At 63.9% G+C, this 14,880-nt stretch carries 14 protein-coding genes; 4 read left to right on the forward strand and 10 right to left on the reverse strand.

Going from position 1 to position 14,880, the window contains the following annotated elements; all coding sequences use genetic code 11:
- The 7 genes from glyA to ACKODO_RS01875 all read right to left on the reverse strand — a co-directional run.
- The coding region (gene glyA, locus ACKODO_RS01845; protein ID WP_408981755.1) for a serine hydroxymethyltransferase at positions 1 to 949 on the reverse strand (949 nt) is incomplete at its 3' end.
- 230 nt (positions 950 to 1,179) lie between these two features.
- Positions 1,180 to 1,392: a cold-shock protein gene (locus tag ACKODO_RS01850; RefSeq protein ID WP_408981756.1), complete on the reverse strand. Its 213-nt coding sequence runs from the start codon at positions 1,390 to 1,392 to the stop codon at positions 1,180 to 1,182.
- A gap of 250 nt (positions 1,393 to 1,642) precedes the next feature.
- Positions 1,643 to 2,587: a threonine/serine dehydratase gene (locus ACKODO_RS01855; RefSeq protein WP_408981757.1), complete on the reverse strand. Its 945-nt coding sequence runs from the start codon at positions 2,585 to 2,587 to the stop codon at positions 1,643 to 1,645.
- A gap of 90 nt (positions 2,588 to 2,677) precedes the next feature.
- Positions 2,678 to 3,940 (reverse strand): murein L,D-transpeptidase, encoded by a 1,263-nt coding sequence (locus tag ACKODO_RS01860; RefSeq protein ID WP_408981758.1) that lies wholly within the window; start codon positions 3,938 to 3,940, stop codon positions 2,678 to 2,680.
- A gap of 399 nt (positions 3,941 to 4,339) precedes the next feature.
- Positions 4,340 to 4,852, reverse strand: coding sequence for a transcriptional regulator LdtR (gene ldtR, locus ACKODO_RS01865; protein WP_408981759.1), 513 nt, complete (start codon positions 4,850 to 4,852; stop codon positions 4,340 to 4,342).
- Positions 4,853 to 5,088: 236 nt separating this feature from the next.
- Positions 5,089 to 5,547, reverse strand: coding sequence for a hypothetical protein (locus tag ACKODO_RS01870; RefSeq protein ID WP_408981760.1), 459 nt, complete (start codon positions 5,545 to 5,547; stop codon positions 5,089 to 5,091).
- A gap of 4 nt (positions 5,548 to 5,551) precedes the next feature.
- Positions 5,552 to 6,607 (reverse strand): enoyl-CoA hydratase/isomerase family protein, encoded by a 1,056-nt coding sequence (locus ACKODO_RS01875; RefSeq protein ID WP_408981761.1) that lies wholly within the window; start codon positions 6,605 to 6,607, stop codon positions 5,552 to 5,554.
- Between the two features lie 176 nt (positions 6,608 to 6,783).
- On the opposite strand from ACKODO_RS01875, the gene hemB reads away from it, so the two are divergent.
- The 4 genes from hemB to ACKODO_RS01895 are packed head-to-tail and all read left to right on the forward strand — an operon-like array spanning position 6,784 to position 11,347.
- Positions 6,784 to 7,806, forward strand: a complete 1,023-nt coding sequence (gene hemB, locus ACKODO_RS01880; RefSeq protein ID WP_408981762.1) for a porphobilinogen synthase — start codon at positions 6,784 to 6,786, stop codon at positions 7,804 to 7,806.
- A 27-nt stretch (positions 7,807 to 7,833) separates the two neighbouring features.
- Complete coding sequence (locus tag ACKODO_RS01885) at positions 7,834 to 9,216, forward strand: branched-chain amino acid ABC transporter permease (protein WP_408981763.1); 1,383 nt, start codon at positions 7,834 to 7,836, stop codon at positions 9,214 to 9,216.
- 30 nt (positions 9,217 to 9,246) lie between these two features.
- Positions 9,247 to 10,560 (forward strand): threonine ammonia-lyase, encoded by a 1,314-nt coding sequence (locus ACKODO_RS01890; protein ID WP_408981764.1) that lies wholly within the window; start codon positions 9,247 to 9,249, stop codon positions 10,558 to 10,560.
- Positions 10,561 to 10,612: 52 nt separating this feature from the next.
- A complete protein-coding gene (locus tag ACKODO_RS01895) occupies positions 10,613 to 11,347 on the forward strand; it encodes an arginyltransferase (RefSeq protein ID WP_408981765.1) in 735 nt (244 codons plus the stop codon).
- On the opposite strand, the gene ACKODO_RS01900 is transcribed toward ACKODO_RS01895, so the two are convergent.
- The 3 genes from ACKODO_RS01900 to parC all read right to left on the reverse strand — a co-directional run.
- Positions 11,348 to 12,004, reverse strand: a complete 657-nt coding sequence (locus tag ACKODO_RS01900; RefSeq protein ID WP_408981766.1) for a DsbA family protein — start codon at positions 12,002 to 12,004, stop codon at positions 11,348 to 11,350.
- 73 nt (positions 12,005 to 12,077) lie between these two features.
- Positions 12,078 to 12,656 carry a flavodoxin family protein gene (locus tag ACKODO_RS01905; protein ID WP_408981767.1) on the reverse strand — a complete coding sequence of 193 codons (579 nt, stop codon included), beginning with the start codon at positions 12,654 to 12,656 and terminating at the stop codon, positions 12,078 to 12,080.
- 116 nt (positions 12,657 to 12,772) lie between these two features.
- A partial coding sequence (parC, locus tag ACKODO_RS01910) for a DNA topoisomerase IV subunit A (protein WP_408981768.1) occupies positions 12,773 to 14,880 on the reverse strand: 2,108 nt, incomplete at its 5' end.

The raw sequence follows: 14,880 nt of genomic DNA on the forward strand, positions 1-14,880 counted from the left end.
TGGCGAAACCACGGGATTTCAGCGTCTCCGCGAGCGCGTTCGCGTTGGCGACGACGGCATGGGCGTAGGTCTTGAACTCGGGCTGCAGCGCCTCGCCGAAGGCCACGGCCTTCGCGGCGATGACATGCATCAGCGGGCCGCCCTGCAGGCCAGGGAACACCGCCGAGTTGATCTTCCTGGCAATTTCCGGATCGTTGGTCAGCACGATGCCGCCGCGCGGGCCGCGCAGGGTCTTGTGCGTGGTCGAAGTGACAACATGCGCATGCGGGAACGGCGAGGGATGCGCGCCACCGGCCACGAGGCCAGCGAAATGCGCGATATCCACCATGAAAGTGGCACCCACGGCATCGCAGATGCGGCGAAAGGCTTCGAAATCCCAGTGCCGCGCATAACCCGAGCCCCCGGCGACGATGATCTTCGGCTTGTGCTCGATCGCGAGGCGCTCGACCTCCTCCATGTCGAGGAGGTGGGTTTCCGGGTTCACGTTGTAGGGCACCACGTTGAACCACTTGCCGCTCATGTTCACGGAGGCACCATGCGTGAGATGGCCGCCCGCCGCGAGGTTCAGGCCCATGAAGGTGTCGCCCGGTTTCATCAGCGCGAGGAACACCGCCTGGTTGGCCTGCGAACCCGAATTCGGCTGCACATTCGCGAAATCGCAAGCAAAGAGTTTCTTCACGCGGGCGATGGCCAATTCTTCGGCGATATCGACAAACTGGCAGCCGCCATAATAGCGCTTTCCGGGATAGCCTTCCGCATATTTGTTCGTCATCACCGAGCCCTGCGCCTCGAGCACGGCGCGGCTCACGATGTTCTCGGAGGCGATGAGTTCAATCTCGTCGCGCTGGCGACCGAGTTCGAGCTGCACGGCCTTCGCGATTTCGGGATCGGCATCGGCGAGGCTCGCCGAGAAGAAGGAATTCGAGCGGATGGCGGCAGCGGCGGTCATGTTGGCTCCTTGGCAACTCCCTGGCGGGGCCCGGGCCGGGCAGACCTGCAAAAGCGGGAATCCGCCCGGCGCCGGAAGCAGCGTTCTCTAAGGCGAACGACCTGCAATCACAAGGGCAGAAGCCCCTCACGCGGCGAAGAACCGCCCGGCGCAGGATATGAGCCGGCAACAAAAAACCGCGCCCCGGAGGACGCGGTCTCGAAAACCTATCCGGCCTTGGCCGGCAAGGTTCAGTTCACGAGGCGAAGCTGGTCAGCCGCCGACTTGCCGGTGCGGCGGTCGGGGGTGAGCACGAACTCGACCTTCTGGCCTTCCGCAAGGCCGCGGATGCCGGCACGCTCAAGCGCGGTGATGTGAACGAACACATCGGGGCCGCCCTGGTCCGGCTGGATAAAGCCGAAGCCCTTGGTCGCGTTGAACCATTTCACGGTTCCGGTCTGCATGGTAGTTTCCTTTCAAGAAACAAGGTGTAAGGCGGGCACTGAAAGCGCGCGCGGGGTCTATCGATGTCTTGATCGGAAGGTCTAGAGACGGAGCCGGGACAAAGTCCAAGAATCGTCGACAAGCCATTCAGCCTAAAACTCGATCTTTAACGTATGCCACAAAAAATCGCCAAAAGAAAGGCCGGCGCAATCCTTTCTTTTTTGTAAGCCCGGCGGTTGAAACCGGTCTCCCCCGGGGGGGGGCCGGAGACTAAGCGGGGATTTTCTCAAGATCGACATTTCCCCCGCAGAGCAGCACCCCCACCCGCTCGCCCGCCGAGGGCCGATAGGCACCGCAGAGCAGGCCTGCCAAGGCTGCCGCGCCCCCCGGCTCGCAGGCCAGGCGGAAATCGCGCCACAGCGTCGCCATCGCGGAACGGATCGCCTCATCCGGCACCAGCACCACCCCGGCCACATGATCACGGCAGATCGCATGCACGAAGGGTCCGACATTTTTCGCGCCCAGCGAATCCGCCGCGATCGAATCGACCGACACATCCACGGGTTTCCCCGCTTCGAGCGCAGCATGGAGCGCGCGCGAACCTTCGGGCTCCACGCCCAGGACCTTCCGGCCCGTGCCGGCAAAGGCGCTGGCGATGCCCGAGATCAGCCCGCCGCCACCCACCGCGATCAGCACCGTGTCGAGGTCGGCCTGCTCTGCCCATTCGAGGCCGAGCGTGCCCTGCCCCGCAATGGTCGGGGCTGCTCCGAAGGGGTGAATGCGAGCCGCGCCGGTTTCCGCCACATGGGCGTCGCAGGCGGCTTGCGCATCATCGTAGCGCGCGCCGCCGATCACCACCTCCGCACCGAATCGGCGGATCGCCTCCACCTTGGCGGGGCTCGCGATTTCCGGAACGAAAATCCGCGCCTTGAGGCCAAGACGGCGCGCAGCATAGGCCACAGCCGCGCCATGATTGCCGCCGGAGGCAGCGGCGACGCCGCGATCGGGATTCTCGAGGGTCAGCAGGGAGTTGAACGCGCCACGCGTCTTGAAAGAGCCGGCATGCTGGCAGAATTCCAGCTTGAAATTCGGCAGGAAATCCCCGCCGAGTTCGCCCCGCTCCATCGGCAGAACCGGCGTCCGCCGCGCATGGGGCGCGATCCGCTGAGCTGCGGCACGGATATCATCGAGCGAAACGGAACAAGGTTGGATCATACCCCACGGCTAGCATGGGGCGAAAGCGGCAAGCAAGCACGATCCAGCTGGCGAAAGTCAACCCCGGAGAAAGTCGCGGTCCGGCAACGATCAATCCGGGCGGTCATCGCCCTCACGCAGGGCCTGCGTCACGGCGCCGGGGCCGACGCCATCCTTGCCGTAGATGTCGTCGCGGAACTGGATCACGCCATCGGGCGTCGCCCAGGCGGTGAAGTAGGTCCAGTAGACGGGAATCGGTTCACGCGGGCGCGCATCGATGCGGCGCGCGGCACGGAAGGCCTCGTCGATCGCATCGCGGGTCCATTGCGGGTTGTCCTGCAGAATCCAGTAGATGTATTCGCGCACATTCTGCACGCGCACGCAGCCCGAAGAGACGAAGCGGTAATCGTCGCCGAAAATGCCATTGGCCGGCGTGTCGTGCATGTAGACGCCGTGTGGATTCGGGATGTTGATGCGCACGAAGCCAAGGCTGTTATGCTCGCCGCCGGGATCCTGCCGGAACAGGTAGCGCGTCGCCTCGTCCGAATTCCAGTTCACCTGCGCGGGCTGGAGTTCCTGCCCCTGCTGGTTGAAGATGCGGATCTTCTGCTCGGTGAGATAATTCGGGTTCTTCTGCATCAACGGGATCAGATCCTTGCGGATGATCGAGGCCGGCACGGTCCAGAAGGGGTGGAAATTCACCTCCACGATCCTGGCATTCATGATGGGCGACGGGCGGTCGATCTTGCCGACGCCGGCCACGTGGCGCGTCGCGACCTGGCCGTTCTCGACGGTCTCCACATAGGCCGCCGGAATGTTCACCGTGACATAGCGGTTGCCGAGATTGGCCGGATAGCCGCGCAGCCGCACGAGGTTCATCTCGAGCTGGCGAAGGCGGATTTCAGCCGGGGTGTTGAGCGCCGCGAAAGTTTGAACACCCACATCGCCCGTGGGGGTTAGGCCGTGGCGGGCCTGATAGCGTTTCACCGCGCCATCGACGAAGGAATCGAAGATGTCGCTGTTGCCGACATTCGGGGAGAGATCGCCAAGCTCGATCAGGCGCGCCCGCAAGGCCTGCACATTCGGATGGCGGGTGCCGAGTTTCAGGCGCTGGTCGGAAGGCAGCGGCGGATGGCCGCCGCGCGAGACAAGCTGCTGATAGACGCCGATCGCCCCTTCGAGCGCCTGCACCGTCGCGGGGCCGAGAATGGGATAGGAGGTGCGGATATTGCGGGAGCGGATGGTGCCCGTGTCATAGGTCTGGGCCCATTCGGCCTGGCCACCGATCATCGGCGATTGCTGCGCGAAGGCGGGAAGAGCCGCGGCGGCCCCGAACAAGCCAGCCGTTCCCGAGAGGAACGCGCGGCGGTCCATTCCCATCCCTGAAAAGCGTGAAGCCCGATCGCCCGACATCCGTATCACCTGTTCCGTTCGCGGCGATGAAGCACCGATTCCGGTCCCCAAAGCGACTTTCATCATAACTGTTTCTTAAACCGGAGAGAATTGCGAAACCGTTTGCACTGGCTTGCCGGCACCTCGCAATCCCGTCTGTTTCCCCTAGAGCGGGCGAACGGGGGCGAATTTGTGGCGCGCCGGCGCAATTTCCGCTCACGAGCGCGTGAGGCCCAGCAAAAAGAACAAGGCCCGCCAGGGGGCAGCGGGCCTTCAGTCGGGGGAGGGATTCCGGAGGCGATCGCGTGAGGCCGCGATCCACGAAATCGGAGGGAGGGCTTTCTGGCCCGCATCAGGGCGGGGCCGGCCTTCGCCGCAAGATCAGAGCCGATAGCGGATCTGGTCGGTCCAGAAACGATCGAGACGCATCAGCGCATGGTTCAGCGTATCGAAATCATGCTGGCCGATGCCACCGATCTGCTCGATGGTGCGCACATGCTTCTCGTAGAGGTCCGAGACAATCTTGTGCACTTCCTGACCTTTCGGCGCGAGGCGGATGCGGACCGAACGGCGATCGACGCGGCTGCGCTGATGCGAAAGATAGCCAAGTTCCACCAACTTCTTCACGTTGTAGGAGACGTTGGAGCCGAGATAGTAGCCCCGCGTGCGCAATTCGCTGGCTGTCACATCGTTGTCGCCGATATTGTAGAGGAGCAGCGCCTGCACGCTGTTCACATCATTGCGACCGCGGCGATCGAATTCGTCCTTGATCACATCCAGAAGACGGCGGTGAAGACGCTCCACGAGGGCCAGAGCTTCAAGGTATTTCGGACGAACGACCTGCGCGGATTCTGCTACGCCTTCCGTCCGGACAGCAACATTGCTCTTCGACATGTTCAGCACCCCTGTTTGACTTGAGGCGGCCTTGGGCCTGCCCCTGTGTTCTAGAGGTATGTATAAGGCCTCCCTGTGAAGATGCGTTTAAATTCCAGCGTAAATTTGGTATTCATCCTTCGCGGTAAATGAAATCCTTGCTTTGCATTTGTTAGTATTTTCAAGAAATGAATCTCACATTTCGGTAACGATGACTCGCATGGCCCGCCGGAAGGCCGGCACGCGGCTTCTGCTCGTCAGAATTTCTGCCGTCGGAACAGAAAGGTGAGCGCGAAGAACATGAACATCATGATGCCGGAGCCAGTGGCCGTGAAGAGGCCCACCGTCCGCGCATAGCCTGTCACACCCAGCACGAATTCGAAGGTGGAGAGGAACAACCAGAGGCTGGTGCCCCAGGTGGCGAGAAGCCACAACCCCACCGCCGCCGAGCAATTGAGCAATGCGAAGGCGACGATGATGGCCTGCCTGAGGCGCGGCTCCTCGGCAAGCGGTAGATCGCCCAATCCAAGGACGAGCATCCAGAAACCGATCCCCTTGAGCATGCAGATCGCCGCTGCGAGCCGCAGGAAAAGGGTCATCATCAGGTCCCATCGCACGCCGGCGGCCTTCATTTCGCCCCCGATGGGCGGCTCGTCGCGTCCGCCGGGCTCGATCACGAAATCCGTGTTTCCGTCGCGATCGCGCGGTTGCGCCATGGGCTCAGGCTCCGGGGAGGTCGAGGTCGCGCGGAAGCGGCTCGAAATGCGCGGCGACCTTCGCCGGGTCGACATCCTCGATCCGCGCGGGGTTCCAGCGCGGTTGATTGTCCTTGTCGATGATCAGCGCGCGCACGCCCTCGTAGAAATCCGGATCATGCACCAGCCGGCTGACAATCCGGTATTCCATCACCATCGCCTCGTTGAAATCGAGCGTGCGGCCGCGCTTGACCTGCTCGATCGCGATCGCCATCGACATGGGCGATTTCACCCGCATGCTGGCAAGTGTCTCGGCGGCGAAGGCATCCTCGGGCGAGGCGGCCTCCAGCGAGGCGAGGATTTCGCCCACCGTGCCGTGCGAGAAATGCCGGTTGATGGCATCAAGCCTGACGAGGATCGGCGCCTCCTGTTCGTGTTCGGCGACCCGCGACAATGCGGAATCCACCGGAACCCCGGCCGTCAGATGCATCAGCAATTCTTCCTCGCAATGCTGAGGCACGGCATGGGTCGCAAGGCCGAGCGCGATCGCATCGGCCCTGCGGATGCGCGCGCCGGTCACCGCCAACCAGGCGCCCACCGCCCCGGTGAGGCGTGGCAGCGCATAGCTCGCGCCGACATCCGGGAAGAAGCCGATCCCCACTTCCGGCATGGCGAAGAGATAGTTCGGGCCGGCGAGGCGATGCGAGCCATGGAGTGAAATACCCACCCCACCGCCCATCACGATGCCATCGATCAGCGCGATATAGGGCTTCGGATAGTGCTTGATCACGGAATTGAGCCGATATTCCCGCGCCCAGAAATCCAGCGCGACGGCCTGTTTGCCCGCGCGTCCGAGATCATGCATCAGCCGGATATCCCCCCCGGCGCAGAAGGCCTTGGGGCCGGTGCCACGGATCATCACGTGGCGGATCGTGTCATCGTCGCGCCATTCATCGAGCGCGGCTCGCAGACCATCGACCATCGCGTCGTTCAGCGCATTGAGCGCCTGCGGGCGATTGAGTGTGATCAACCCCAGGGCTCCGCGCCGTTCCGCCACCAGATCACTGTGTCCGACCGTCATGCCATGCCTCTTCGTTTGTCTTGGCCTAGGGCGTGTTCCGCAGTCCGTCAATCAATGAAGGGACCAATGAGGCGGCTGCGTCCAAAGCGCTGACGGGCCTCTTCCCTCACCCGCCACCTGCGCGTAGAGTTGAGAAAAGTTCCAGATTGCGCGGGGGATCGCGCAGGAGAAGCATCATGCGCTGGCCCTTGGAAAACCGCCTCGAAACCCGGCTCGATCTGCCGCGCCGTCTGCGCCGCGCCCGCAAGGCGGAATGGGCGCGCAAGCTGATGCGCGAGAACCGGCTGACGGTGGAAGACCTGATCTGGCCGGTTTTCATCACCGAAGGCACCGGCGTGACCGACGCGATCGCCACCATGCCCGGCGTCAACCGCTATTCGGTCGACCAGGCCGTGGAGCAGGCGCGCGAAGCCGCGAGCCTTGGCATTCCGGCGCTCGCGCTGTTCCCGAACACGCCGTCGCATCTGCGCGACGAAACCGGCAGCGAGGCGCTGAACCCCGACAACCTGATCTGCCGCGCCATCCGCGCCATCAAGGCGGCCGTGCCGGAGATCGGGATCATCACCGATGTCGCGCTCGACCCCTATACGAGCCACGGGCATGACGGTCTGGTGGCGGAGGGGCGCATCCTGAACGACGAAACCGTCGCGATGCTCGTGCGTCAGGCGCTGATCCAGGCGGATGCCGGCGCGGATGTCATCGCGCCCTCGGACATGATGGATGGCCGCGTCGCCGCCATCCGCGAGGCGCTCGATGCGGCGGGCTTCGCCGATGTCTCGATCATGGCCTATGCGGCGAAATATGCCTCGGCCTTCTATGGCCCGTTCCGCGACGCGGTGGGCTCCTCCGGCACGCTGAAGGGCGACAAGAAAACCTACCAGATGGACCCGGCCAACGCGGCCGAGGCCCTTCGCGAGGTGGAACTCGATCTCGCCGAAGGGGCTGATTACGTCATGGTGAAGCCGGGCATGCCGTATCTCGACATCATCACCCGCGTGAAGGAGCATTTCGGCGTGCCAACCTTCGCCTACCAGGTCTCCGGCGAATACGCGATGATCATGGCTGCTGCCGAGCGGGGCATGCTCGATGGCGAGAAAGCGATGCTTGAAACGCTGCTCGCCTTCAAGCGCGCGGGCTGCGACGGCATTCTCACCTATTTCGCTCCGCGCGCGGCGCGCCTGCTCGCCAGCCGGGATTGAGCCGCTGAACTGCGCGGAAATCCGGACTTGCCAAAGCCCGGCCCCTTCCCTCACCTCGGCACCATGCCGCTTCGGGCCTTTTTCCCGCGTCTTGCCGCCCTGGCTTTTCTCACGCTCACCGCCGCCTGTGCGGGCTCGCTGGATGCTGAGCAGAGCCGCCTGTGCCGCATGCTGCTTCCGGCGCTTTTCGCGCAGGATGACGGCATCACCGTGATTGACAGCGAGGCCGCGGGCGGACGGGCGGTCCACATCACCTTTCGCGCCGGCGGCAAGGATGCGCCGGAGCGCCTGTTGACCTGCCGTTTCGGCGGCGCGGGTTATTCTGCCGCCAAACGCGATCTCATCGCGGTTATGATCGATGGCGTGGGCCTCGGCGAATCGCAACTCTGGTTCCTGAAGGAGCGCTGGCTCGAATCGCAGGTCTCGGTGATGTCCGATCCGGGACCACCGGGGCGCGGCGCTGGCCTGATTGAACTCCCTTCGCGCGAGCTGGCCACGGCACTGCAATATGCGCTGGGCGGATTGCCGCGCCTCACGCTGCTGGCCTTGCTGGCCCTTGCGACTGCGCTGATCTACGGGTTGATCGGGCGCATCAATCTCGCCTTCGGGGAATTCGCGGCCATGGGTGGAATGGTCGCCAGCCTCGCGATCCTGTTGCTGGCAGCACTTTTTCCGCGCGCGGGTCTGGCGATAGAACCCGTAGCGTTGCTGGTCACCCTGGGGACCATCGCGCTTTGGGGTGTCGTCGCGGGAAAGCGCGTCCTTCATCCGCTGGCGATTCGCGGCGGCCAGCCAATTCTCGTCGCGGGTGTCGGCATGATGGTCGCGGTGCCGGAAGGTCTTCGCTTGGCGCAGGGCGCGCGGAACACCTGGCTTCCGCCGGTGGGGGAAGGCAGTTTCGCGCTGGCATCCGGCGGTGGCTTCGAGGTGATGGCCAGCCCTCGCGCGCTTGGTATTGTGGCGATGAACCTGCTCGCCATCGCGCTTCTTCTCCTCGTCATGCGCAGGAGCCGTTTCGGCCGCGCCTGGCGGGCCGTCGCCGATGACCCGGAGGCGGCCGAGCTGCTGGGGCTCGACCCACGCCGCGTGCTCATCCTCTCGAGCCTGATCGCGACCGCGCTCGCGGGCCTCGCGGGCGCCTCGGTCACGCTGCTCCATGGCGGCATCACCTTCTCCTCCGGCACGATGATGGGCCTCGCCGGGCTGATGGCGGCGATCCTCGGCGGGGTGGGTTCGCTCGGCGGCGCGGTGCTCGCCGGGGCGCTGATCGGCATGTTGCAGACGCTCTGGATGGTTTTTCACGCCATAGAGCATTGGGAGCTGGCGTCTTTCACGCTTTTGACCGCTTTTTTGGTGCTGAAACCCGGGGGCTTTTTCGGCTATTCGGAGGGACCCGAGCGGCGCTTCTGAACGCCGCAGGGACTGAAGGGTCGAATCCGCATGCCGAACACCCTCGCTCACTGGCCGGATCTCGCGGCCATCGAAGCCGCCGCTGACCTTCTGAAGGGTCAGATCATCCGCACGCCCTGTCTTGCGGCCCCGCGCCTGTCGGCGCTGACGGGCGCGGATTGCGTGGTGAAGTTCGAGAACATGCAGGTCACCGGCTCCTTCAAGGAGCGCGGGGCCTATGTGAAGATGTCTCGGCTTGATGGCGAGGCACGAAAGAAGGGCGTCATCGCCATGTCGGCCGGCAACCATGCGCAGGCCGTGGCCTATCACGCGCAGCGTCTGGGCATCCCCGCGACCATCGTGATGCCGGAGGCTACTCCGCAGGTGAAGGTGGAGAATACCGCCCGCTTCGGCGCGGAAGTGATCCTCAAGGGCGAGACCCTGGCCGAGAGCCAGGCCGAGGTCGAACGGCTCATCGCCAGACGCGGGCTGGTGCTGGTGCATCCCTATGACGACCCGGATGTCGTGGCGGGACAGGGCACGATCGGCCTCGAAATGCTGGCCGATTTCCCCGATCTCGATTGCATCCTCGTGCCTATGGGCGGTGGCGGGCTGATCTCCGGCGTCGCACTTGCGGCGAAGGCGCTGAGGCCCGGAATCGAGATCGTCGGCGTGGAGGTCGCGAGCTACCCCTCCTTCCACAACGCGATGACGGGCTCGAGCCTCTCCATCGGCGGACCCACGCTGGCCGAGGGCATCGCGGTAAAACATGTCGGCAAGCTCACGCTGGAGATCGCCAGAAGCCTCGTCTCCGGCCCCATCCTCGTGCCCGAGAGCGCGGTAGAACGCGCGGTCGATGCCTTCGCGAACCATCAGCGCTCCATGGCCGAGGGCGCGGGCGCGGCAGGTCTCGCCGCATTGCTGCACGAGCCGCAAAGGTTCAGGGCCCGCAAGGTGGGGCTCATCCTCTGCGGCGGGAACATCGACGCGCGCATCCTCGCTTCCATCATGGTGCGGGAACTCGAGCGCAAGCAGCGGATCATCTCCTTCCGGCTCACCTCGGATGACCGGCCCGGCTTTCTCGGTCGCGTGGCGACGAAACTCGGCGAACTCGGCGCGAACATCCTCGAAGTGACCCATCGCCGCACCTTTCTCTCGGTCCCGGCCAGGGGCGTGTCACTGGATGTGACGGTGGAAACACGCGGTGAGCCACATGCGGCCGAAATCTTCGATGCATTGGCTGCGGAAGGGCTTAATCCGCAGCGGATCGACCCCAATGGCGTCGTCATGCCGTGGGCGCCGAAGCCTGCGGAGCCCCAAAGAGGAAGCCGGTTGACACAAAAAATTGACCCAACGCAAGCTTGAGAACGTTCCGCTTGCAGGCAAGGCAGATTCGGGAGCAGAATTTTTTCAGACCATGACCCAGCAGCCGCGCGACACGCCGCAATTCTTTCTCACGGCTCCGACAACCTGCCCCTATTTGCCGGGGCGGCAGGAACGGAAGGTGTTCACCCATCTCGTGGGGAAACGGGCGATCCAGCTCAACGAGATCCTCACGCAGGGCGGCTTCCGCCGCAGCCAATCCATCGCCTATCGGCCGGCTTGCGAGAATTGCCGTGCCTGCGTCTCCGTGCGCGTTCTGGTGAACGAGTTTCGCCTCTCGGACAGTTTCCGCCGGGTGATGCGCAACAATGCCGACATCACCGGGCAGATGCAGACCGCGAGCCCCACTTCCGAGCAATATTCCCTGTTCCGGGCCTATCTCGACGCCCGCCACGCCGATGGCGGCATGGTGGACATGTCGGTGCTCGATTACGCCATGATGGTGGAAGACAGCCATGTCGAAACCCGGCTGGTGGAATATCGCCGCCCCCCAATGGGCCAGCATCCCGGCGAACTCGTCGCGGTTTCGCTGACCGACATCCTCTCGGACGGGCTCTCGATGGTCTATTCCTTCTATGAGCCGGACCATGAAAGCCGCTCGCTCGGCACGATGATGATCCTCGATCACATCGCACGCGCGAAGACCCTGGGCCTGCCCTATCTCTATCTCGGCTATTGGGTCGGTGGCTCGAAGAAGATGGCGTACAAGTCTCGCTTCCTGCCGCAGGAGCGGTTGGGCATGGTCACCTGGGAGCGGGTGGATAAGTAGTCACACTTCCGCAGTGAGGCCGGCCTCGATGCGCTGAATCATGTCCTCCGCCGGGGCATAGCCCTGCCCCACCAGGAGCAGCGTGTTCGGGTTCTTGCCATCCGTCCGGTGCAGGATGAGCGTGGGGAAGCCCTCGATGCCGAATTGCTTGGCCACGGCGAAATCGTTGAGCACGGCCTGCTTGATCGCCTCGGAGTGGAAAAGTTCCTGAAAGCGCTCGGTCGGCACGCCGAACACCGAGGCATAGCCCGCGAGCGTATCCTCGCGCGTGATGTCCTCGCCACGCTCGTAGAACGCCTTCTGGATGGTGAGGTAATAGGAGTAATCGTAACCAGGCTGGGCGTGGCGCATCGTGACAATCGCGCGGCTCGCGGGTTCGGTGTCGTAGATGAAGTCCTGATCGAGCATCAATTCGCCGCCGAAAGGCTGGCCGGTGAGTTCCTCAATCCGCTGCCAGGTCTCGAGCAGCTTGTCACGCATCTCGTCCGAGACCGGCTCGCGGTTGAAGGGCCGGAGCCCACCGGTGAAGGTGAGATATTCCAGCCGGTTGCCGAAATGACCGGCTACCTTCTCCATGACGGGCGCGAAGCCATAACACCATGAGCACATCGCATCGAAAAAGCAGAGCAGGCGTGGCTGCGGCACGGCTTCGGACATCGGCCTTCTCCCGAAAAAGAAACGGCGCGACTCACGTCGCGCCCCCACTATGCCATTCTTTGGCAGACTTGCGTCAGGCCGAAAACTTCGCGGTGATCTTCGCCACACGCTCGCCCAGGAGGCGCGCGCTCTCGCGGTCGCCCGGTGGCGGGGTCACATCCGGACTGGCATTGTCCGACTGCGTGACCACGCCCATCGAATAACCGAGGCGGTTCACCGCTTCCGGCGCGGAGGTCGTGTTGCCGTTGACATTGCCCAAGGGCTGCGCGCTGCCGACCCAGATCATGCCGTGCTGCATGGCCAAAACCACCATCGAGGTGAGCGAATGGCCCTTGTCGCCTGCGAAAGTCAGGCCATTCGTGAAGCCGGCGGCAATCTTGTCCTTCCAGCCCTGCTTCATCCAGATCCCGGCGGAGGCCTCGAAGAATGCCTTCAGCGGCGCGGAAATGTCGCCCATATAGGTCGGAGCGCCGAAGATCACGGCGTCGGCCTGGCTCACTTCCTCAAGGAAGGCGGCGAAATCCTGCGCAGCGTTCTCGATCTTGAGAAGCTTCGGCGTCGCGCCCGCGCGGGTCACGACCTCGGAGACGGCCTCGGCCACCACGGCAGTGTGGCCATAGCCGGAGTGATAAACGATCGCGATCGTGGTCATGGATGATCCTCTGGAGATGCCCGGAATAGAGCTTCAACGGCAGAGGTGGGTTGCAGCCACGCATCCGACACCCGTCAATCGGGCAACATATCTTCTCGAAAATGCAAGGAAGAAGATTAGCCTGAAAACCGGCCTGAGCGCGGGAAACCTTTCGGCACAAGCCGGCCCGCTTCAGCACGCGCTCCCGACCAGTCGCGCAATTCCTCGCCCTTGAGGGTGAAGACGCGGCCCGAACTGTCCTTCCAGATGAGCCCGCTTTCGGCAGCAAAGGTCTTGAGGTCGGAAAGCCCGCCATCCTTCATCTTCAGCAGGCGCACGCCCTTGCCGCGTCCCATTTCCGGCACCTCGACGAGGGGGAAGACCAGCAGTTTCCGGTTCTCGCCGACGATCGCGACCCAATCGCCCTCGACCGGCGCAATGCGCCAGAGGCGCGCATCATCCACCACCATGACCTGCCGCCCCTTGCGGGTGGAGGAGAGGAGATCATCGCCCGGCACCACGAAGCCGCGCGCATCCTTCGCCGCGATGATCCATTTCCTGCCCGGCTGATGCGGGAAGGCGGCCATGATCTCGGCTTCGGCATCAAGATCGACCATCAGGCGGATGGGTTCGCCGAAGCCGCGCCCGCCGGGCAGTTTCGAGGGATCGAGCGTATAGGCCTTGCCATCAGTGGTGAGCAGGATGACCTTGGCGGTTGTCTCGGTCGGAAAGGCGAAAGCCAAAGCGTCGTCGCCCTTGAAGGCAAGCGTCGCAAGATCGACATTGTGCCCCTTCAACGCACGGATCCAGCCCTTCTCTGTCACCACGACCGTGATCGGCTCGCGCTCGATCAGCGCCTCCGCCACATCGATCGAGACATCACTCGCCGTGCCGAAAGTGGAGCGCCGGCGTCCCAAGGGCGTGTCCTTCGCGAATTTCCTGCCGACTTCGCCGATCTCCCAACGCACGGTCTTCCACTGCTTGGTTTCAGACCCCAGCAAGGCCTCGATATCCGCCTTCTCCTTGGAGAGCTCGTCGAACTCCTGGCGAAGCTCCATTTCCTCGAGCTTGCGCAGCTGACGCAGGCGCGTATCAAGGATGGCATTGGCCTGCACATCGTTGATGTCGAAGCGCTTCATCAGCACGGGCTTCGGCTCGTCCTCCTCGCGGATGATGCGGATCACCTCGTCGAGATTGAGGAAGGCGACGAGCAAGCCGCCGAGAATTTCGAGCCGGGCCTCGATCTGCCCGAGGCGGAAGCGCGAGCGGCGCAGCAGCACATCGCGGCGATGATCGAGGAAAGCGCGCAGGGCCTCGGCGAGACCCACCACCTTCGGCACCTTGCCATCGATCAGCACGTTGATGTTCACGGGGAAGCGCGTTTCCAGCTCCGTGAGCTTGAACAATGCTTCCATCAGGATTTCCGCCTCCACCGCCCGGTTCTTGGGCTCGAGCACGACGCGGATATCCTCGGCGCTCTCATCGCGCACATCGTTCAGAAGCGGCAGCTTCTTCTCGTTGAGAAGTTCGGCGATCTTCTCGATCAGCCGCGATTTCTGCACGAGATAGGGAATCTCGGTGACGACGACCACGTAAGTGCCCCGCCCCGTCTCCTCCTTGTGCCAGCGGGCCCGGCAGCGGATGGAGCCGCGCCCCGTGCGATAGGTCTCGGCGAGGCTCTGAGGGGTCTCCACGATCACGCCACCGGTCGGGAAATCCGGGCCCGGCACGTGCCGCATGAGGGCTTCGAGCGACGCATTGCGATCATCGATCAGCGCCATCGCGGCGGCGCAGAGTTCGGCCGCGTTATGGGGCGGGATCGAGGTCGCCATGCCCACCGCAATGCCCTGCGCGCCATTGGCGAGCAGGTTGGGGAAGGCACCGGGGAGAACGATCGGCTCCTCGTTGAGCCCGTCATAGTTCGGGCGGAAGACGACAGCATCCTCGTCGATGCCTTCGAGCAGGAGGCGGGCAACCTCGGTCATCCGCGCTTCGGTGTAGCGATAGGCGGCGGCGCCATCGCCATCGACATTGCCGAAATTGCCCTGCCCGTCGACGAGCGGATAGCGCGAGGAGAAATCCTGCGCCAGACGCACGAGCGCGTCGTAGATCGCCTGGTCGCCATGCGGGTGGAACGTGCCCATCACGTCCCCGACGATCTTCGCGCTCTTCTTGAAGGGCGCGGCTGGGTTCAGCCGCAGGAGATGCATTCCGTAGAGAATGCGCCGATGCACGGGTTTCAGCC

The organism is Rhabdaerophilum sp. (assembly GCF_046092605.1).
Taxonomy (GTDB): Bacteria; Pseudomonadota; Alphaproteobacteria; order Rhizobiales; family Beijerinckiaceae; genus Rhabdaerophilum.